Source organism: Crossiella sp. S99.2 (genome assembly GCF_023094165.1).
Taxonomy (GTDB): domain Bacteria; phylum Actinomycetota; class Actinomycetes; order Mycobacteriales; family Pseudonocardiaceae; genus Crossiella.
Genome location: NZ_JALMDK010000012.1, coordinates 99,136 through 118,358, shown reverse-complemented (window position 1 = coordinate 118,358; position 19,223 = coordinate 99,136). Strand labels below are relative to the sequence as shown.

General features: G+C 70.6%; 18 protein-coding genes. 7 read left to right on the top strand and 11 right to left on the bottom strand.

The genetic code is table 11. From position 1 onward, the window contains the following. Window positions 1-30: 30 nt before the first annotated feature. Window positions 31-717, bottom strand: coding sequence for a DUF2848 domain-containing protein (locus MZC64_RS35910; RefSeq protein ID WP_247760343.1), 687 nt, complete (start codon window positions 715-717; stop codon window positions 31-33). 50 nt (window positions 718-767) lie between these two features. Between MZC64_RS35910 and MZC64_RS35905 the strand changes: the two genes are divergently transcribed. Beyond that, a complete protein-coding gene (locus tag MZC64_RS35905) occupies window positions 768-2,087 on the top strand; it encodes an MFS transporter (RefSeq protein ID WP_247760344.1) in 1,320 nt (439 codons plus the stop codon). Here the strand turns inward: MZC64_RS35905 and MZC64_RS35900 are convergent. Continuing rightward, window positions 2,041-2,667, bottom strand: a complete 627-nt coding sequence (locus MZC64_RS35900) for a GntR family transcriptional regulator (protein ID WP_247760345.1) — start codon at window positions 2,665-2,667, stop codon at window positions 2,041-2,043. The genes MZC64_RS35905 and MZC64_RS35900 overlap by 47 nt on opposite strands. Window positions 2,668-2,751: 84 nt before the next feature. On the opposite strand from MZC64_RS35900, the gene MZC64_RS35895 reads away from it, so the two are divergent. Beyond that, window positions 2,752-3,546, top strand: coding sequence for a carbon-nitrogen hydrolase family protein (locus MZC64_RS35895; RefSeq protein WP_247760346.1), 795 nt, complete (start codon window positions 2,752-2,754; stop codon window positions 3,544-3,546). Between the two features lie 116 nt (window positions 3,547-3,662). Here the strand turns inward: MZC64_RS35895 and nadC are convergent, their stop codons facing one another. The 3 genes from nadC to nadA are packed head-to-tail and all read right to left on the bottom strand — an operon-like array spanning window position 3,663 to window position 7,244. Then, window positions 3,663-4,517: a carboxylating nicotinate-nucleotide diphosphorylase gene (nadC, locus tag MZC64_RS35890; RefSeq protein ID WP_247760866.1), complete on the bottom strand. Its 855-nt coding sequence runs from the start codon at window positions 4,515-4,517 to the stop codon at window positions 3,663-3,665. Between the two features lie 56 nt (window positions 4,518-4,573). Continuing rightward, complete coding sequence (locus tag MZC64_RS35885) at window positions 4,574-6,223, bottom strand: L-aspartate oxidase (RefSeq protein WP_247760347.1); 1,650 nt, start codon at window positions 6,221-6,223, stop codon at window positions 4,574-4,576. 1 nt (window position 6,224) lies between these two features. Next, on the bottom strand, window positions 6,225-7,244 hold the full coding sequence (gene nadA / locus MZC64_RS35880) for a quinolinate synthase NadA (protein ID WP_247760348.1): 1,020 nt from the start codon (window positions 7,242-7,244) through the stop codon (window positions 6,225-6,227). Window positions 7,245-7,315: 71 nt separating this feature from the next. Here nadA and MZC64_RS35875 point away from each other — a divergent pair, with 71 nt between their 5' ends. Together MZC64_RS35875 and MZC64_RS35870 are read left to right on the top strand one after the other, a co-directional pair. Beyond that, window positions 7,316-8,041 carry an NUDIX domain-containing protein gene (locus MZC64_RS35875; RefSeq protein ID WP_282106428.1) on the top strand — a complete coding sequence of 242 codons (726 nt, stop codon included), beginning with the start codon at window positions 7,316-7,318 and terminating at the stop codon, window positions 8,039-8,041. 9 nt (window positions 8,042-8,050) lie between these two features. After that, the gene (locus MZC64_RS35870; protein ID WP_247760350.1) at window positions 8,051-8,725 is read left to right on the top strand and encodes an LON peptidase substrate-binding domain-containing protein; all 675 of its coding nucleotides are present in this window, start codon (window positions 8,051-8,053) and stop codon (window positions 8,723-8,725) included. 42 nt (window positions 8,726-8,767) lie between these two features. Here MZC64_RS35870 and MZC64_RS35865 read toward each other — a convergent pair whose 3' ends face one another. The 3 genes from MZC64_RS35865 to MZC64_RS35855 form a co-directional block, all read right to left on the bottom strand. After that, window positions 8,768-9,619, bottom strand: a complete 852-nt coding sequence (locus tag MZC64_RS35865) for an NAD(P)-dependent oxidoreductase (RefSeq protein WP_247760351.1) — start codon at window positions 9,617-9,619, stop codon at window positions 8,768-8,770. Window positions 9,620-9,667: 48 nt separating this feature from the next. After that, window positions 9,668-10,099 carry a CBS domain-containing protein gene (locus MZC64_RS35860; protein WP_247760352.1) on the bottom strand — a complete coding sequence of 144 codons (432 nt, stop codon included), beginning with the start codon at window positions 10,097-10,099 and terminating at the stop codon, window positions 9,668-9,670. A 235-nt stretch (window positions 10,100-10,334) separates the two neighbouring features. Next, a complete protein-coding gene (locus MZC64_RS35855; protein WP_247760353.1) occupies window positions 10,335-11,315 on the bottom strand; it encodes a GlxA family transcriptional regulator in 981 nt (326 codons plus the stop codon). Window positions 11,316-11,410: 95 nt separating this feature from the next. Here MZC64_RS35855 and MZC64_RS35850 point away from each other — a divergent pair, with 95 nt between their 5' ends. Further along, window positions 11,411-12,109 carry a DJ-1/PfpI family protein gene (locus MZC64_RS35850; RefSeq protein WP_247760354.1) on the top strand — a complete coding sequence of 233 codons (699 nt, stop codon included), beginning with the start codon at window positions 11,411-11,413 and terminating at the stop codon, window positions 12,107-12,109. 533 nt (window positions 12,110-12,642) lie between these two features. On the opposite strand, the gene MZC64_RS35845 is transcribed toward MZC64_RS35850, so the two are convergent. Further along, on the bottom strand, window positions 12,643-13,626 hold the full coding sequence (locus MZC64_RS35845; protein WP_247760355.1) for a YafY family protein: 984 nt from the start codon (window positions 13,624-13,626) through the stop codon (window positions 12,643-12,645). 618 nt (window positions 13,627-14,244) lie between these two features. Here MZC64_RS35845 and MZC64_RS35840 point away from each other — a divergent pair. Beyond that, on the top strand, window positions 14,245-14,649 hold the full coding sequence (locus MZC64_RS35840; protein ID WP_247760356.1) for a RidA family protein: 405 nt from the start codon (window positions 14,245-14,247) through the stop codon (window positions 14,647-14,649). Window positions 14,650-15,601: 952 nt separating this feature from the next. Continuing rightward, entirely contained in the window at window positions 15,602-16,666 is a 1,065-nt protein-coding gene (locus tag MZC64_RS35835; RefSeq protein ID WP_247760357.1) for a DUF2293 domain-containing protein, read from the top strand. Here MZC64_RS35835 and MZC64_RS35830 read toward each other — a convergent pair. Then, window positions 16,650-17,588, bottom strand: a complete 939-nt coding sequence (locus tag MZC64_RS35830; protein WP_247760358.1) for a GNAT family N-acetyltransferase — start codon at window positions 17,586-17,588, stop codon at window positions 16,650-16,652. The two genes, MZC64_RS35835 and MZC64_RS35830, sit on opposite strands and share 17 nt — an antisense overlap. A 424-nt stretch (window positions 17,589-18,012) precedes the next feature. After that, a complete protein-coding gene (locus tag MZC64_RS35825; protein WP_247760925.1) occupies window positions 18,013-19,167 on the bottom strand; it encodes a hypothetical protein in 1,155 nt (384 codons plus the stop codon). Window positions 19,168-19,223 lie beyond the last annotated feature (56 nt).

Genomic DNA, 19,223 nt, shown 5'->3' with positions numbered 1-19,223 from the left:
CTGCCACTCTCTGGCAACAGCACCCCCGGTTCAGCCGACCGGAGCAGGCAGTCTCCGCACGGTGTAGGCACAGGAAATACGCGCGCCGGTGTCCGGATCGCCCAGCTCCACCCGCCAGGCGTCGGCGAACTGGTCCACGCCGGGCTTCATCGGGATGGTGCCGGAGAGCAGCACGGTGCCCGGTTCGGCCAGCCCGTCCGCGCGCAGCCGCTCCAGCCAGTAGGCCGGGGTCAGCAGATCGCCCATGTTGCCCTGCTGGATCAGCTGCTCGACGCCGTCGGCGCCGGTGACCCAGGCGGTCAGGGTGAGCCGGTCCACCCGGTCGGCCACCTCCTCGAGCCGCCAGGCCTGCCTGCCCAGCACGTCCGGTCCGGCCTGCTTGCTCCAGGCCACGCCGTGCACCTCCAGGGCGCGGTCGGTGTGGTCGCAGGCCACCGTGAGCAGCACCCCGGCCTCGGTGACGATCAGGGCCCACTCGGCCTCGCCGGAGGTCCGCTCGTGCTGCACCGGCACCTCGCCGGTCTGCTGGGCCAGGTAGGGCGCGACCGGGTAGAGGCAGGGGGTGACGCTCGGCGCGGGCACGCCCAGCTCGGCCAGCTCGGCCACGTGCGCGGCCACCTCGGCCTGGCTGCGCCCGGCGTACCCGGCGTTGAGCAGCGTGTTCACCGTGGTCCGGACGATCTCGCCGCCGGGCAGTTCGAAGCTGAGTTGGGTCATCGTGCCTCTCCACTCTTGCGCATACGTCTTGTATACAGCAAGTATTAGGCATGCATAACCAGCGATCCCTGATCAGGGCGTTCACCGCGAGCCTCAGTGGCACTGCCCTTGAGTGGTACGACTTCGCGATCTACTCCTCCAGCGCGGCCCTGGTCTTCGGCGCGCTGTTCTTCCCCAGCCACGACCCGCTCTCCGGCACCCTGCTGGCCTTCTCCACCTACGCCGTCGGCTACCTGTCCCGGCCACTCGGCGGCTTCGTCTTCGGCCGCCTGGGCGATGTGATCGGCCGGAAGAAAGTCCTGGTCATCACCCTGATGATCACCGGCGTGGCCACCTTCGCCATCGGCCTGCTGCCCACCCACGACGACATCGGGGTGACCGCCGCGGTGCTGCTGGTCGTGCTCCGCTTCGCCCAGGGCGTCGGCCTGGGCGGCGAGTGGGGCGGCGCGGTACTGCTCTCCAGCGAGTTCGGCGATCCGGCCCGCCGCGGCTTCTGGGCCTCGGCCGCCCAGGTCGGCCCGCCGCTGGGCACCCTGCTGGCCAACGGCGTGATCGCGCTGCTCGGCGTGTCCATGAGCGCCGAGGACTTCCTGGCCTGGGGCTGGCGGGTGGCCTTCCTGCTCTCCGCGGTACTGGTGCTCTTCGGCCTGTGGATCCGTGCCCGGCTGGAGGAGACCCCGGTCTTCCAGGCCATCGCGGACAGCGGCGAGCGCCCCACCGCCCCCATCACCGAGGTCTTCACCACCCAGCGCCGCGCGCTGATCGCCGCGGTGCTCTGCCGGGTCTGCCCCGACGTGCTCTACGCCCTGTTCGCGGTGTTCGTGCTGACCTACGCCACCCAGGAACTCGGCGTGCCGCGCGGCTGGGCGCTGGCCGCGGTGCTGATCGGCTCCGCGGTCCAGGTCTTCCTGATCCCCCTGGCCGGCGCGCTGTCGGACCGGTGGGGCCGCCGCCGGATGTACGCCATCGCCACCGTCGCCGCGATGGCCTGGCCCTTCGTCTTCTTCCCGCTGGCCGAGACCCGCTCGCTGCCCGCCCTCATTTTCGGCGTGCTGGGCGGCCTGGTGATCCACTCGGCCCTGTTCGGCCCGCAGGCGGCCTTCATCTCCGAGCAGTTCACCCCGCGGCTGCGCTACACCGGCAGCTCACTGGCCTACACCCTGGCCGGGGTGATCGGCGGCGCCATCGCCCCGCTGCTGTTCACCTACCTGCTCGCCGAGTACCACGACTGGCTGGCGCTGGCCGCCTACCTCGGCCTGACCGGCGTGATCACCCTGATCGGGGTGGCCCTGGGCCGCGACCCCGACCCGGCCGAAGAGCAGCTCACCCCGCCAGCAGCAGCTTCAGCGTCGCCTGCAGATGGGTCGTGATGGCCAGCGACGCGGCCAGCCCGTCCCCCTCGCTCAGCGCGTTGAGGATCAGCTCGTGCTCGGCCAGCACGGCTTCCCGCCGCCCGGCCGCCCGGCCCAGCGCGGCCACCCCCACGGTGACCTGCCTGGCCCGCAACCCGTCGTAGACCCGCACCAGCAGCTGATTCCCCGAGGCCGCCACCAGCGCCGCGTGGAAGCGCCGATCCCACTCGATGAACTCCCGTGGATCCTCGGCGACCAGCAGCCCGCGCTGGGTCTCCAGCGCCACCGCCATCTCCTTCAGCGCGCTCCGGTCCCCCTCCAGGATGCGCGCGGCGGCGTGCCGTTCGAGCATCTCCCGGAGTTCCATCAGCTCCTTGATCTCCCGCATGGTCATGATCGGGATGTAGGCGCCCTTCTTCGGCACCAGGCGGATGAGATCCTCGGCGGCGAGCATCAGCAACGCCTCCCGGATGGGAGTGCGCGACACACCGATACGGTCAGCGAGTTCCTGCTCGTTGATGAACTGTCCCTGCATGGCCGGATCACCCAGCACCGTGTCCTTGAGGAACTCATAGGCACGGTCACGGCCACTGGCCATCAGACACCCCCTTGCATACTGGAAGTATACAAGTAGGTCACACTGTGTGTGCCAGCTTGCCGCGGAGTTCTAGGAGGACCCAGAGTGCGAATCGGCCTGTGTCAGATCGTGTCAGGCGCCGACCCCGCCAAGAACCTGGAGCTGGTCCGAGAAGGCATCCAGTTGGCCGCGGACCAGGGCGCCGAGCTGGTGGTCTTCCCCGAGGCCACGATGGCCTGCTTCGGCGGCCCGAAGCTGGCCGAGATCGCCGAACCGGTGGACGGCCCCTGGGGCACCGCGGTCGGCCTGCTGGCCAAGGAGGCCGGCGTGCTGGTCGTCGCGGGCATGTTCACCCCCGCTCCGGACGGCCGGGTCTACAACACCCTGCTGGTCGCCGGCGGCGACGACCCGGTGGGGTACAACAAGATCCACCTCTTCGACGCCTTCGGCTTCACCGAGTCCAAGACGGTGGCCCCCGGCGACGACCTGGTGGCGATCGAGATCGGCGGCGTCACCGTCGGCATGACCACCTGCTACGACGTCCGCTTCCCCGAGCTGTACCGGGCCCTGGCCGACAACGGCGCCAGCGTCATCATCACCGCCGCCTCCTGGGGCGCCGGCGAAGGCAAGCGCGAACAGTGGGAACTCCTGACCAGGGCCCGCGCCCTGGACTCCACCACCTGGGTAGTGGCCTGCGGCCAGGCCGACCCGGCCACCACCGGCGTCGAGACCAGCGGCAACGCCCCCACCGGCGTCGGCTACAGCGCGGTCGTCGACCCCTTCGGCAACGTGCACGCCGGCCTGGGCGCCGAACCGGAGGTCCTGGTGGTCAGCATCGACCCGTTCATGGTCGAACAGGCCCGCGAGGCCATCCCGGTCCTGGAAAACCGCAGGCTCTGACCCGCACCCCGGCCCCGGCTTCTCGCCACCCGAGCCCCGCCTCGCCCCCACCCCGGACAAGCGGAAGGGCGCCTTCCCCCCGGACAGGCGCCCCTCCGCTTCCTCCCCCAAGCCCCTCAGCGCAAATCGAGCCCGAGATCCAACGCCGGCGACGAGTGCGTCAACCCACCCACCGCCAGGTAGTCCACCCCGGTCTCGGCGTACTCCCGCGCCACATCCAGCGTCAGCCCACCGGACGCCTCCAGCTTCGTGCCGGTCCCGGCCGCCCGGCGCACCGCCTCGGCGCACTGCTCCGGCGTGAAGTTGTCCAGCAGCACCAGCGATGCCTGCTCACCGAGCACCAGGTCCAGCTCCTCCAGCGTGCTCACCTCGACCTCGCAGGGCAGGTGCGGCGCGTGCTGGCGGGCCAGTTTCAGCGCCTGCACCACCCCGCCCGCGGCGACCACGTGGTTGTCCTTGATCAGCACCGCGTCGCCAAGGCCCAGCCGGTGGTTCTCCCCACCGCCGCAGCGCACCGCGTACTTCTGCAGCAGCCGCACCCCGGGCATGGTCTTGCGGCTGTCCCGCACCACGCACCCGGTCCCGCTGACCGCGTCCACCCAGGCCGCGGTCGCGGTGGCCACCCCGGAGAGGTGGCAGACCAGGTTCAGCGCGGTCCGCTCGGCGGTGAGCAGGCCGCGCACCGGGCCGCGCAACCGCAGCGCGCTCTCCCCCGGCGACAGCTTCTCCCCGTCCTTGCGCAGTTCCAGGACCTCGTAGTTCTCCGCGCCGATCACCGTGTCGAACACGGCCAGCGCGACCACCACCCCGGCCAGCACCCCGCCCTTGCGCGGGTTGAGGTCGGCCTCGGCGACCGCCTCCCTGGGCACGGTCGCGTCGGTGGTCGCGTCCGGGCCGTACCGTAGGTCCTCGCCGAGGGCCAGGCTGATCACCCGCTGCACGTCGTCAACGTCCAGCCCGGCCCGGCCCAGCTTGGCCGAGACCCGGTGTGAACAGCTCCGCCAGTACTCGACCCCGCCAACGGCTCTCACGCCGCACCTCCCATCGCGGTCCACCGCATCAACTCCGGCCTGCCGTCGGCGCCGAGCCGGACGGCGATGCTGCGCCGCCAGGCCAGGTCGTCGGTGGCCGGATGGTCGTACCGGACGTGGCAGCCCCTGGTCTCGGTCCGCGCGGCGGCGCTGTCCAGCAGCACCGCGGCGGCCAGGGTCAGTGCCGCGTCCTCCACATCCGCACGCGTCCGCAGCAGCGAGTCCACGCTGACCGCGCCGATCGTCTCCACGGCCGCGGCGAGTCCGGCCGCGGTGCGCCCGATCCCGCCGTGCCTGCTCATGGTCAGTTGCAGGGTGTCCCGGTCGGCGATCCGGGCGACCGGGTTGCCGATCCGCACCGGCCCGCGGTGCCCGTCGGCCAGGCCGGTGCCCAGGTCCAGCGCGACCGCCTCGGCCACCCGCTCACCGCCGACCAGGCCTTCCAGCAGGCTGTTGGAGGCGAGCCGGTTGGCCCCGTGCAGTCCGGTCCTGGCCACCTCGCCGACCGCGTACAGCCCGGTCACCCCGGTGCGTCCGTCCACTGTGGACATGACACCTCCGCAGGCGTAGTGGCAGGCCGGCGCGACCGGGATGGGCTCGACGGCGGGGTCGATCCCGGCCGCCACGCAGGCCGCGTGCACGCTCGGGAACCGTTGTGCGAAGGGCATGCCGAGGGTGTCCGGGCCCAGCCTGGCGGCATCGAGGTAGACGTTGCTCGTCCCGGTGGCGTTCATCCGCCGGGTGATCGCGGCGGCCACCACGTCCCGCGGCGCGAGGTCGGCCAGCGGGTGCACGCCGGTCATCACCCGCTCGCCGGCGCCGTCCACCAGCACCGCGCCCTCCCCGCGCACCGCCTCGGTGACCAGCGGACGGCGCCCACGGGCCCCCGGTCCGGTGTAGAGCACGGTCGGGTGGAACTGGGTGAACTCCAGGTCGGCCGCGATGGCCCCGGCGCGCAGGGCGAGCGCGAGCCCGTCCGCGGTGGCCACCTCCGGATTGCTGGTGGCCGCGTAGAGCTGACCGAGCCCGCCGGTGGCCAGCAGCACGGCCGGCGCGGCGAGCACGCCGAGGTTGCCGGCCTCGTCCAGCACGAGCAGCCCGCTGACCGCGCTGCCCGGCCGCGGCCCGACCTGCACCGGCTCGGCCCGCAGCACGTCGACGGCGGTGTGCCGTTCCAGGATGGTCAGCCGCCCGTCGCGGGCACTGGCCAGCAGCGCGCGCTCGACCTCGGCGCCGGTGGCGTCCCCGCCCGCGTGCACCACCCGGAACGCGGAGTGCCCGCCCTCCCTGGTGCGCGCGAGGGTGCCGTCCGGCCGGGCGTCGAAGATCGCGCCACGCCGCCGCAACCGCCGTACCGCGGCCGGTCCACCGGCCAGGATGGTGCGCGCGGCGACCTCGTCGCACAGCCCGGCGCCCGCGGTGAGCGTGTCGCTCAGGTGCCCGCTGACGCTGTCCCCGGGTTCGTGCTCGCCCTCCAGGACCACTGCGATGCCGCCCTGGGCCCACCGGGTGTTGCCCGCTTCGGCACTGGCCTTGGTGATCACCAGCACGCGCAGCCCGAGTTCGGTGGCGCGCAACGCGGCGGTCAGCCCGGCTACCCCGGTGCCGACCACCACCAGGTCCGCGGCTGCTTCCCAGCGCGGCACCTCACTCGCCCCCGCCCGGCTGCCCGATCTCGATCATCCGCTGCACCGAGGCGCGCCCGCGGGCGGCGATCTCGGGGTCCACGTGCACCTCGTCCTTGCCCTCGCGCAGCGCGCGCAGCAGGGCGGCCGGGGTGATCATCTTCATGTACCGGCAGGAGGCCCGGTCGTTCACCGCGCGGAAGTCGATCTCCGGCGCGGCCAGCTTGAGCTGGTGGATCATGCCGATCTCGGTGGCCACCAGCACTGTGCTCGACTTGGTCTGCCGGGCGGCCTTGACCATGTCGCCGGTGGAGAGGATGTGCACCCGCTCGGCCGGCACGGTGCCCTCGCCCGCCAGGTAGAGCGCGGAGGTGGCGCAGCCGCACTCGGGGTGGATGAACAGGTCCGCCTCCGGATTGGCGGCGGCCTTCTCGGCGAGTTCGGGACCGTTGATCCCGGCGTGCACGTGGCACTCGCCCGCCCAGATGTGCAGGTTGTCCCGGCCGGTCACCCGGCGGACGTGCGCGCCGAGGAACTGGTCCGGCAGGAACAGCACCTCCCGATCCTCGGGGATCGAGCGGACCACGTCCACCGCGTTGGAGGAGGTGCAGCAGATATCGGTCTCCGCCTTCACCTCGGCGGTGGTGTTGACGTAGGAGACCACCACCGCGCCGGGGTGCTCGGCCTTCCAGGCCCGCAGCTGGTCGGCGTCGATCGAGTCCGCCAGCGAGCAGCCCGCCCGCGCGTCCGGGATCAGCACCGTCTTCTCCGGACTGAGGATCTTCGCGGTCTCGGCCATGAAGTGCACACCGCAGAACACGATGGTCGAGGCCTCGCTCTCGGCCGCGATGCGGCTGAGCGCGAGCGAGTCACCGGTGTGGTGGGCGATGTCCTGGATCTCGGGGAGCTGGTAGTTGTGCGCCAGCAGCACCGCGTCCCGCTCCTCGGCCAGCCTGCGCACCTCGGCGGCCCACTCCGCGTTCGGCTCGACGCCGCCGTAGGGAGTCAGGTCGGTCCGCTCCAACCACGCAGTAGCGGCCATGTCGTCCTCCTTGCTCCACCCGAGCGTGCCGAGTGGCCGTCAACCAGGTTTTCGCCTTAGAATCGAAAACTATGGGTGATGGTATCAGCCAAAAGGGTCATGCGGCACATGAGGTTCTGGCCGCGGTACTCCAGGTGCGAGCAGGATCACTCCAGGCGCTGCTCTGGGAACGAGCCCGCGAACCCCATGCCGGGCGGTGGTCCTTGCCCGGCGGCAGGCTCGGGACCAGCGAGGACGTCGAGACCTCGGTCCGGCGGCAGCTGGGTGAGAAGGTCGATGTGCGCGGAGTGCCGCACGTCGAGCAACTCGCGGTGTTCTCAGCCCCTGAGAGGGTGCCGGGCGAACGGGTGGTCGCCACGGCCTTCCTCGGCCTGGTCCCCTACGACGTGGACCCGGCCATCCCGGCCGACACCGCCTGGCATCCGGTGGACGCGCTGCCGCCGACCGCCTTCGACCACGAGGCCATCGTGCACCGCGCCCGCAACCGGCTGCGCGCGAAGCTGTCCTACACCAACGTCGGCTTCGCGCTGGCCCCGCCGGAGTTCACCGTCTCGGCGCTGCGTTCGCTCTATTCAGCGGCACTCGGCTACCGGGTGTCAGCGACCAACCTGCAACGCGTGCTGTCCCGCCGCGGCCTGCTGGAACCCACCGGCCACACCGCCCCACCGGGCCCGTCCGGAGGCCGCCCAGCAGCACTGTTCCGGTTCCCCGGCAAGGGCTTGGAGGTGACCGATCCGTTCGCGGTGCTGCGTCCGCCAGCGGGAAATCGGCCAGCGGGCTCGACCGGCTCGTCGTAACGTGAACGGGTGACCGACACACTGCCGCTGTTCCCGTTGGGCACGGTGCTGCTGCCGGGCGCCTCGCTGCCACTGCACATCTTCGAACCGCGCTACCGGCAGCTGATGGTGGACCTGGTGACCGGCGCCGTGCCCGGTCGCAGCTTCGGCGTGGTCGCGGTCAAGCAGGGCTGGGAGATCGGCGAGGACAACCTGGAAGCCGTGCACGACATCGGCTGCACCGCGCTGCTGCGCGAGGTCCGCAGACTCGACGGCGGCCAGTACGACGTGGTCGTCCGCGGCCAGCGCCGGTTCCGGCTGCTGGAGGTCGACCGCACCAGCGCGCCCTACCTGATCGGCCAGGTCGAGTGGATGCCGGACGCGGAACCGGCCCTCGGCCCCAAACCCACGGTGCTCGCCGACGCCGCCCGCGCCGCCCACCGCCGCTACTGCACCACGGCCTGGCGCCAGGAGGACTGGAAGGAACCCAGCGGCACCGCCGATGTCGCCTCCCTGTCCCACGAACTGGCCGCCGACTGCATGCTCACCCTGGAGGACCAGCAGCGGTTGCTGGAGGAGACCTGCCCGATCCGGCGGCTGCGACTGATCCGCCGGATGCTGACCAGGGAGGCGGAGATCCTGCGCACGCTGCGCGCGGTCCCGGTGCCGCTGACCGAGTTCGCCCAGAAACACAGCGAGAACTAGTCAGCCCAGCCCTCGCGACAAGCCTGGTCTGCCGCTCCCTCCTCAGTCCTTGGCGCGCAGATGTGCCACCACGACACTGAAATCCCGCCCACCAAGCCCGGCCTCCGCCGCCGCACCCAGCTCCCGCCGAGCCGCCGCGATCACCCCGGCCTCGGCCGCGCCCGCCTCCAGCGCCAGCCGCAGGTCCTTCGCGGCCAGCTCCAGCGAGAACGTGATCGGCAGCCCCGCCGTCTCGTTCTGCTCCCGCAACCGCGCGGCCATGCCACCCACCGCCGACCCGGCCAGCGCGTCCCAGGCCGTGCCCTGGTCCACCCCGAGCTGGTCGGCCAGCGCCATCGCCTCGCCGACCAGCACCGGCACGGTCGCGGTGATCGCGTTGACCACCAGCTTCAACGCGGCCCCCGCCCCGGCCTCACCCACCCGAACCGGGTTGCCCAGCACCGAGAGCACCTCGGCGACCGCGGCGAACTCGGCCTCGGTGCCACCCACGTAGATGTCCAGGGTGCCACCCTCGGCCTGCGGCAACGTGCCCTTGACCGGCGCGTCGACCAGCGTGGTCCCCTCGGGCATCCGCGCGCGGAGATCGCGCACCGCCCCGGGCCCGCTGGTGGACATCTCCACCACGGTCGCCCCGGTGGCCAGCTTCCCGGCCGCGCCACCGGTGCCGAAGATGACCTCGTTCACCGCGTCGCCGTCGGCGAGCATGGTGATGACGTGCTCCGCCCCGTCCACCGCCGCGGCGGGACTGTCCGCGACCCGCGCACCACGCTGGACGAGCGGGTCGGCCTTGGCCGCGGTCCGGTTCCACACGGTCAGTTCGTGCCCCGCGGCCAGCAGCCGGCCCGCCATCAGCACACCCATGCGGCCAAGTCCGAGAAAAGCGATACGTGACATGACAACGAACGCTAGGACCAGCCCAGCGGCCGCGCCACCGCGAATTGGTCAGCCCTGGGCGATATAGGCCTGAAGGTGCTCGTGGTCCTCTTCGAGCTGGCTGATCCGCGACTTCACCACGTCCCCGATGGAGACGATCCCGGCCAGCCGATCGTCGACGAGCACCGGCACATGCCGGATCCGCCGCTCGGTCATCAGCACGGTCAGGTTGTCCACGGTGTCCTGCGGTGTGCAGGTCACCACGGCGGCGGTCATGATCTCCGCGACCGTGCCGCTGAGCAGTTCGGCCCCGCGTTCCCGCAGCCGCCGGACCACATCCCGCTCGGACACGATGCCCACCACGGTCCCGTCCGGTCCCACCACGACCAGCGCGCCCACGTTGTGCTCGGCGAGCACCGTGAGCAACTCGGTGACCGTATTGCCCGGTTCGACCGTGGCAACAGTGGAACCCTTGGTGCGCAGGACATCCGCGATCCGCATGGCAACACCCTTCGATCGACACCGGCCGACCCGCTTCAGGCTAACGGGGGACAGCCGAACGCGCAGCGCCCCCAACGGTGGTTCTTCCGGCCCAACCCGGCCCCTCACCAGCTCAGCCCACTGCCCGATCCTCGACCCCTCGCCGACGCGATCCCGCCCCCTACCCGCGGGCCCGCACCCGCGCGATCCCTACAACCGGCCCCGCCCAGGTCAGCCCAGGTCGGCCCGCCCAAGGTCAGCTCGCCGCGGCCCGCCTGCGATGCACCATCCGATAGACCGAGGGCGAGGTCTGGAAGAGGTCGAGGAAGGCCTGCCGCAGGGTCTCGGTCGAGCTGAACCCACAGCGCGCCGCCACCGCGGTCAACGGCAACCGGGTCGATTCCAGCAGCCGCGCCGCGGCCCGGGTGCGCGCGGTGCGCACATACCGGCCCGGCGTGCTGCCCAGCTGCTGCTCGAACAACCGGGCCAGGTGCCGGGTGCTCAGCCCAGCCCGGCGGGCCAGGGTGCCGGCCCGTAGGTCAGCGGCCAGATCGGCCTCGATCAGGTTCATCAGCTCGCGCACCACCGCGTGCTCCGGCGGCGGCGCGGCGACGTACACGCTCACCTGCGCCTGGTTGCCCGGCCGCTGCAGGTAGGTGACCAGGTTCCGGGCCACCGCCCGCGCCAGCACGGCCCCGTGGTCCTCCTCGACCAGGGCCAGCGTCAGGTCCAGCCCACTGGTCACCCCCGCCGAGGTGTAGACCGACCCGTCCTTGATGAACAACGGCGCCGGATCGACGGTCACCGCCGGATAGTGCTCGGCCATCTTGTCCGCGTAGAACCAGTGCGTGGTCGCCCGCCGCCCGTCCAGCAACCCCGCCGCGGCCAGCAAGGTCGACCCCACGCACACCGACGCGACCCGCCTGCTCAACCGGGCCACCCGCCGCACCTGGTCCACGAACCGCTGGTCCCCGGCCTGCTCCAGATAGGTCCAGCCACCGACCACGATCATCGTGTCCACCGGCCCGGCCACCTGCTCCAACTTCACCTGCGCGGCCAGCGTCAGTCCTGAGGCGCACCGGACCGCCCGCCCACCCATGCTGGCCAGCCGGATCTCGTACCCCGGCGTCGCTCCGAGCCGATTGGCCGCGTCCAGCACATCGCTCGGACACGCGATGTCCAGCAATTCCGCCTGGTCATAGCCAATGATCACCACCCGCCGGGGCCCAGTCGCCATACCGCCAACCTAACGCCCCGTGTCCGTCAGACAAGGAGCGCAGGTTTTCGGACATCGCCCAGCGCCCTGCCCGCACCACCCGCCAGGCTGGCCCCATGACCACCGAAGTCCGCACCATCGCGTTCGTCCTCTACCCCGGCCTGACCCCACTCGACCTGGTCGGCCCACTCCAGGTGCTCACCTCCCTGACCCAACTCGGCCTGCCCTACCGCACGATCACGGTGTCCGCCACCAAGAACCCCCTCCCCACCGACCTGCCCCTGAGCCTGTCCGCCACGCACACCTACGCCGAGGCCCCCGCCCCCTACGCGCTGCTGGTCCCCGGTGGCGGCGGCCCGACCTTCCGCGCCATGGCCGACGAAGCCCTGCTGGACTACCTCCGCACCACCAGCCCCCAGACCGAGCTGACCCTGTCGGTGTGCACCGGCTCCCTGCTGCTCGCCGCCGCCGGCCTGCTCGAAGGACGCAACGCCACCACCCACTGGGCCTGCCGCCACCTGCTGCCCCGATTCGGCGCGACCCCCGTGGCCGAACGCTGGGTCACCGACGGCAAGTTCATCACCGCGGCCGGCGTCGCCGCGGGTATCGACGCCGCCCTGCACGTGGTCCAGGTGCTGGCAGGCCCGGAGGTCGCCCGGGGCGTGCAAACCGGCATCGAGTACGACCCGCGGCCTCCGCTCGGCGGCATCGACTGGTCCACTGTGGACTTCGAGCAGGGCAAGCAGTGGAGCAAAGCCATGATCCAGGAGGGCCTGTCCCACCACCCGGCCCTGCTCGCCAAGCTAATCGGCTAACCCGCCAACCCACCCCTCAGCCGCCCCAAGCACCCCACGAACCCAGCCGCCCCACCACCAAACTCTCCAGCCAGCCCAAGCGCCCCACCACTCCGCCACTCCAGCTCCCCAGCTCCCCAGCCAATCCGGCCCCCATCCAACCCGACCGCCCCATTTTGCTGTTCGCCCGGGAAGAACTCCCTTGCGGAGGGCGCGGAACATCCGGGATGATTCGGTCATGCTGCTGAAGCGAAAGGGCGAGTCCCGCCCAGGCCGTTGACCGGCCCCTCGTGGGTTTCCGGTCATCACTCCGGAGAAATACCCACGATTCCAGCGCTCCCCGCCATCGGCTCCACGGTGTACAAGGCCGCGCGAAATTCCGCCGCCCCACCCTCCGCTGTGGACCGATGTCTTCTCCCGTCCGGCGTTCGTGTCCCACGCGACCGTCCCCACGGGCCAAATCCACTTGGTCGCACCCAGTACCTGTCGTCAACAGAAAGGAGTCGAAACACCTTGCTGCTCCAAGGCTGGGACACAGCCGCCGCACGTTGAGATCACCCGAGGTACGCCGCCGCCAGCGCACGCACGGACTCCGCCAGCAGGGTCCGTAGCTCCTGCGGCGCAAGCACTTCCACCTCCGCACCGAGCTTGAGCAGGTCGTCATGCGCCACGGCGACCTGCTCTATCGGCATGTCCGCGACCACCCACCCCCGCTCATCCGGCTCCCCCGCGCTACCCACCACCGCCGCGGCCACCGTGTCCCCGTACACATACGCCAACCGAGACATTCCCTTGGGCGACAACCGAACCACCGCCGTCCCCACCAACATCTCCCGCTCATACCGCCGGGCCCACTCACCCCAGTACACGGCCAGGTCAAAGTCCCCCGGCCGCACAAACTCCTCTCCCAACCGCGTCAGCTTCAGCACCTCCGCGACCCGATAGGTCCGCACCTGCCCAGGCTGATCCACTCCCTGCGCTACCAGGTACCAAAGCCCCGCCTTCACCACCAGCCCCAGCGGCTCCAGCACCCGATCAACCTCCCGCGGCTCCCGCCACCGCCGGTACCGCACCGCGATCCGCTCCCCCTCCCACACCGCCGCCGCGATCCCACCCAGCATCGGCACCCGGTCCGCCGGCCGAAACCACCCCGCCGCATCCAGGTGAAAACGCCCCCGCAACGCCTCCGCCCGAACCCGCAACTCCCCAGGCAACGCCGCCAGCAACTTCAACTCCGCCGCCGCCAGCACACCCCCGAGCCCAAGCTCCGCCGCAGGCCCCGGAATCCCGGTGAGGAACAAGGACTCCGCCTCCGCGGCGGTCAACCCCGTCAACCGAGTCCGGTACCCATCCACCAACTGGTACCCGCCAGACCGCCCGGCGTCGCCGTACACCGGCACCCCAGCCGAGGACAACGCCTCCATGTCCCGGTACACGGTGCGCACCGAGACCTCCAGCTCAGCAGCCAGTTCACTGGCCGACATCCGCCCTCGCGTCTGCAGCAACAGCAAAGCCGACAACAACCGACTGGCACGCATCCCCGCAACCTACCTCGCCACCCACCTGGCATCGCCACACCACGACGATCCCGGCCACCACGTCAACAGCCCGTGGTCCGGCACACGCAGCCAGTCCCAGCTCCAAAGCCTCCTGTCCCGACAAGGTCTCCAGCACGGGGACATCCCGCCGAGGACCGGTCACCCTTGGGCACCAAGGGTTTCCCGGGCAACCCAAGCTCCGTCCCAGGGCATCGCGAACCTAGACGCGTAGGCGGAATCGACTCATCCGCGCAGCAGTCGCTCGACCAGCACGACGCCGATCAGGCGGAACAGCGGCGCCAAGTCAGCTCGGCCCAGCCATGTCACCGTGGCTCAGCGGAGCCGCAGCGGCACCGCTGAAAAAGCACGACTCCGTGGAGGCAACACGGCCCGGTTCAGCCAGTGCGGCAGCGCGGCCTTCGCGGCGTCGCTCAAGCAGCGCAGCCTCGCCCAGCCGGAACAATCCAGCCCAGACAGCGCTCGGCGCAAGGGCCCGCGCCTCGCCAGAGCACGCTCGACAGCAACGTGCTGCCCGCACAAATGCCATGCCCGTAGCGCATCGCACCTGTGCGCAACAGTCGCTGGTCACATGTCGACCGCGCGCCTAGCGTCACCGCCATGCGGACCACCTTCGACAATCCGGCCAACGCACCCGGCCCCTTCGCGAACTACTCGCAGGTCGCCCGAATCGACCTGGGCGGTGGCGCGTTGCTGGTGTTGTCCGGACAGATCGCGGTCGCCGACGATGGCCGGCCCCTGCCGGACCGGGACATGCGGGTTCAGGCGGAGAACGTCTTCGCCACCATCACCGCCCTGCTGGACGCGCATGGCGCGACCCTGGCCGATGTCGTCAACATCCGCTCGTACCTGACGGATATGGACGACCTGCCTGCCTATGGCGCGGTACGCCGCCGACTGTTCCCAGTCGACCCGCCCACAAGCACGACCGTGCAGGTGTCCCGGTTGTTCCGGCCGGAGGCGTTGCTGGAGGTGGATGTCATCGCCACCGTGCGAAATCCGTGAGCCAGTTCGACCGCTCAAGCGCCTCGGGCAGCCACGTGGTGCCGGCCCACGTGGTGGCCACGAGCCACATCGGCAGTCGATCAATGGCACGCGGTCGTCACTGTCGCCTGCGATTGACCGTTCCGCCCTGGATGTCCAGCTCTGCCGGCGTTTTCACCTCCTCAATAGGCAGAGCTGGACAAGTCAGCCGGGTCAGTCCGGGCAATCACGCAAGCTGGGCGACGCGCGCCGGGAACCCGGCTGACGTCAGTTCGCATGGTGTCGAATGACAGTCCACTGTGGACATATCAATGCATTGCGCCTCCAGGGAAAGCTTGTAGAGATGTTCGAGTGACCACACACGCACCTGCCCGGCACGGTTGATGCTCAGTTCACAGAGATATGGGGCCACAGATAGTGCCCGAAGTCCCGCGACATGAGGTCGCCGGGAAGATGTTGCTGAATATGCTCGGGATGCTCATGTTCGGCGTGCACAGCGGTTGAGTCCCGAGTCTCGGCCCGCCTGGACGCATCGTAGCGCAGTTTCTGATGATCGAGTTCCACCCCGGAACACGCACGCCCCAGAGGCTCCGCTGGATCAATTCGACTGTGCCGCAACAACTTCAGCGACCACAGGTAGCGCGGCCACGAGTTCATCCTACGGGCGATGTGCGCCGAATCGGCCGTTCATCACCCGATCCGTTGACAACACTCGACACACTCCGGCCCGAGCGTCGACATTCCTTGCAGGTCAACGCTATTGGTCCGCAATTTTGCGTGATCATGCCGCGGAATGCCTGTGGATAGCCGGGAGGCCGACTGCGCGAACGGCGGTATGCTTCGTCCGGCGCCAGCGAACCCGGCAGCGCCGCCCCTGCCCAGCATTTCCCCACACCTTCTCACCCACACCCGGAGGTATGTGATCAGTTTGTCCCGTTCTCCAGTCGCCGCACCGGCCTGACAGACTGGCGTGGTGGTCCAGGCAGTCAAGTCCAAGCTCGAACGGCGCGTCACCGAGGCGGCCGTGGCGTTGCTGGCGAAGAAGAAGTTCGTCTCCCCGGTGCTCGTGCTCAACCGGCTCGGCTGGCTGACCGACAGGCGGATCGACGACTGGGAACAGGGGCGGATCGGCTCACTCGCCGAGGCGATGACGGTGCCGCCGGACAAGGTGGACGCCGTACTCGGGCACCTTGAGCACTGGGCGCGGCAACAAGGTCTGACCACTGAGGTGGTGGACTACGTTGCGGCGACCCGGGATCGGCGACCGTTGCGGTTCACCGGATCCGGTTCCTCCTCGACAGAACAACGGTTCAGCACGCACTGGCTGGCGGCAGGACTCTCGCAGGCGCAACGGGATCGGGTGGTCCAACGACAGAAGTCGGCACCTGATCTGGTGGTCCTGCGTGCCGAAGGCGGCTGGGTCTGCGCGGACTGCGGTGGTTCGGACACCTACCAGTTCGTCGAGGAGAAGCGGCCGTACTGCCTGGAATGCGCGGACCTGGACCACCTGGTGTTCCTGCCGGCCGGCGACGCCACCCTGACCCGGCGGGCGAAGAAGGCGAGCACGTTGTCCGCGGTGGTGCAGCGGTTCAACCGGTCACGCAAGCGGTTCGACCGGCTGGGCCTGCTCGTCGAGGAGAACGCGCTGGAGGCGGCGGAGGAGCAGTGCTTCGCCGACGCTGAGGTGCGCTCGCGGCGACGGGAGCGGGACGCGGTTCGCCGGGGTGAGCAAGACCTGGATTTCCAGGCCCGGCTCGCCGCGGAGATCCTGCGACTGTTCCCGGGTTGCGCCTCCGCACGTGCCGAGGCGATCGCTCGGCACGCCGGCGCCCGCAGCAGTGGCCGGGTCGGGCGGTCCGCCGCCGGTCAGGCCCTGGACGAGGGCGCGACCCGGCGGGCGGTGATCGCCTCGATCCGGCACGAGGACACCGGCTACGACGCGATGCTGATGGCCGGGGTGCCGCGAACCGTTGCCAGGGAACGGATTCGCGACACCATCGACGACGTGCTGGACCGCTGGGTCAGCGGGGTGCGCTGAACACCAGGCGCATCTCGATGTTGCGGTAGCCCCCGCGGGTGAAGGCCGCGGCCATCGGCTGGTTCACCAGGTCGGTGTCCGCGACCACCCTGGGCGCGCCCAGTTCGGCGTGGTGGCGGGTGATGTGCGCCAGCAGTTCGTGGATGTAGCCGTGGCCGCGGTACTCGGGCAGCACGCCCAGGTAGCCGACGACGGCGTTGCTCGCGTTGCGCGAGGGCAGGGCGAGGCCGACCAGGTCGCCGCCTGCGGTGTAGGCCAACCGCCACCACTCGCGGGGGCCAGGCATCTGGTCGCGGTAGAACTCGAAGTCGGCGCGAGCGTGCGCGTCCACGCCGACCGAGGTGACCCCGCGCCGGGTCTCGGTGTCCAGGCTGCCCTCGGTCAGGCTGCGGAACACCGACAGCATCACCTCGTCGTCGGGTTCGGGGCGGAAGTCCAGGCGTGCGGGTGGTTCCGGCAGGCCGTCAGCCGGGGTCCACTCGTAGCGCAGGCGTTCGTTGTCCTCGGTCAGCCCGGCGCGGGCGGCGGCGGTGCGCCGCCAGTCGACCGCGGCCACGGACTCCGGGTCGGCGTGCCAGTTCAACGGCAGCTTGAGGTGGTAGGCGGGCAGTTCCGGCGCGCCTTCGGCCAGGAACGTCTCGTGTGCCGTGTTGAGCAGGTCACCGACCAGGGTGGCGGGGTCGGCAACGGAGTGGTGCACGTACAGGTAGTCCAGGGCGAGCGGGTGTTTGCCGTCACCGAAGCCCCACCACATGGCGCGGGCCAGGACACGGTCGCCGTCCTCGGCCAACCAGGTCCACTGGGGACGGTACTGGCCGGTGGCGCGGCGTTCGTCGTACTGAACGGCGGTGGCCCAGTCGAACGGAGCGGTGCGATGCGGGGCGCGGTCGAAGTCGGCCGCGGCGATGGAACGGAACTTCATGTGGAACTGCCTCCGAGGCGAAGATCAGGAGGCGCGCGCTGGATCGGTCAGGCGATCCGCGGAGGCGCCGGAGGGAACGCGTACATCTCTGGCCTCCTTTCCCTGCACAGGGGCCGCTCGCTGCGGCCGGGCACAGTCTAGGACATGCCCGCGCCCGGCCGCCGGGATTTTCCGGCTACGGCCGGGCGCGGGCGGACTCGCGAGCGCGTCGGTGGGTACTCAGGCTCGCGAGATTCTCGGGGCGCCGGCAGGTCAGCAGGCTCGCCAACTTGCCGGTGCCTCGGACCGGTTCGAGCGCCGGTCCGTGGCCGGGTCCGCATGAGGCGGGGCGGACCCGGCCACGGTCGCCGACTGACGGGTCTGGCAAGCGGTCACCGACATCCGGAGCAGCACAGTGGCGCCGAGGTGTGGGGCCGGGCCGCGGTCAGCGGTGGGAGCGGACAACGCGGAGCGCGGCGCCTGAGCCGAAGATGATCATCACCACGGTCACCACAGTCCAGCGTCGCTGGTCGCGGACCAGTGACGACGAGGCCTGGGCCCTTGGGGTGGGGCGGGCCGGGGCTCGGGCGACGATCGGCTTAGCCGGAGGCGGGGGTGGGGTGACGCGGCTTGGCGGCGGGGGTGGGATGACGGGGGCCGGGCGGGTGGTCGTGGTGGGGGTTGGCGGGGCAGGTGGGGGTGGGGGGATCACGGCGGGGGGCGGGGGTGTGGTGGTGGGAGGTGTGGTGGGGGCTGGGGTTGACTTCACACAGCCAGCGCCGTCGGTGCTGGACAGGGCGGGGCCGGTGTTGACCTCGGTGAAGGTGTTGTCACCCAGTTGGATGCGGTACAGACGGCTGGCGCGGCGATGGTCGTTGTTCAGCACCCACAGGCCGTTGTCGGCCGGGTCCAGCACGACCGCGCCGTAGGTGCTGGAGCCGGGCAGGCCCTTGAGAACCTTGACCTTGGTGACCTTGCCGTTGCCGGGGTCGACCTTGACCAAGGTGCCGTTGCCGTGGCCGGTGTTGGAGATGCCGTAGAGCTTGCCGTCGGCCGGGTTGTGCGCGAAGTCGTCCAGGTCGTCGGAGAGCCAGTGCCAGTCCAGACGGACCGAGTGCACCAGGCCGAGGTAGCTGGGGCTTCGCGGATCGATGTCGATCGCGTAGAGCTTGTCCCATTCGCGCACGTACAACCGGTTGCCGACGACCGTGCCCGCGAAACTGTCGATCAGACCACTCCACGGCACCGGCACACTGCCCGTGCGCCGCACCGGGCCGAGGTCCTTGACCGCTCCGTTCTGGTCGATGCGGACGACGTGACCGCCGTCACGAAACTTGCCGGTCCGGTCCCGGGAGGCGATCCCATACACAAGGCCCTGCGCCGGGGCGTACCCGATCGAGTTAACGGCTAGGTCCAATGGCTGTGGAGCACGGTTGGGCAGACCGGACGGCAGCGTGACCCGCAACAGGGTGGACAGGCCGCCGTGGGAGGTGGCGCGTACCTGGTAGGCCGTGCAGACGCTGGCCGCGTCGGCCTCGATCGGGCTGAGCCCGCCACTGCTGAGGAAGAGCAGAAACGAGGTAATGCACAGTGCAACCAAATGGCGCGACCACCGTATCGGAGCAACTGAATACGACAATCGGGTACTCCTTTCAG

Bases quoted from the DNA above. Each gene is read 5' to 3' on its own strand.
- MZC64_RS35910 (WP_247760343.1), bottom strand. From the start codon at position 717: ATGACCCAACTCAGCTTCGAACTGCCCGGCGGCGAGATCGTCCGGACC.
- MZC64_RS35905 (WP_247760344.1), top strand. From the start codon at position 768: ATGCATAACCAGCGATCCCTGATCAGGGCGTTCACCGCGAGCCTCAGT.
- MZC64_RS35900 (WP_247760345.1), bottom strand. From the start codon at position 2,667: ATGGCCAGTGGCCGTGACCGTGCCTATGAGTTCCTCAAGGACACGGTG.
- nadA (WP_247760348.1), bottom strand. From the start codon at position 7,244: ATGGCCGCTACTGCGTGGTTGGAGCGGACCGACCTGACTCCCTACGGC.
- MZC64_RS35875 (WP_282106428.1), top strand. From the start codon at position 7,316: ATGGGTGATGGTATCAGCCAAAAGGGTCATGCGGCACATGAGGTTCTG.
- MZC64_RS35865 (WP_247760351.1), bottom strand. From the start codon at position 9,619: ATGTCACGTATCGCTTTTCTCGGACTTGGCCGCATGGGTGTGCTGATG.
- MZC64_RS35860 (WP_247760352.1), bottom strand. From the start codon at position 10,099: ATGCGGATCGCGGATGTCCTGCGCACCAAGGGTTCCACTGTTGCCACG.
- MZC64_RS35855 (WP_247760353.1), bottom strand. From the start codon at position 11,315: ATGGCGACTGGGCCCCGGCGGGTGGTGATCATTGGCTATGACCAGGCG.
- MZC64_RS35850 (WP_247760354.1), top strand. From the start codon at position 11,411: ATGACCACCGAAGTCCGCACCATCGCGTTCGTCCTCTACCCCGGCCTG.
- MZC64_RS35845 (WP_247760355.1), bottom strand. From the start codon at position 13,626: ATGCGTGCCAGTCGGTTGTTGTCGGCTTTGCTGTTGCTGCAGACGCGA.
- MZC64_RS35840 (WP_247760356.1), top strand. From the start codon at position 14,245: ATGCGGACCACCTTCGACAATCCGGCCAACGCACCCGGCCCCTTCGCG.
- MZC64_RS35830 (WP_247760358.1), bottom strand. From the start codon at position 17,588: ATGAAGTTCCGTTCCATCGCCGCGGCCGACTTCGACCGCGCCCCGCAT.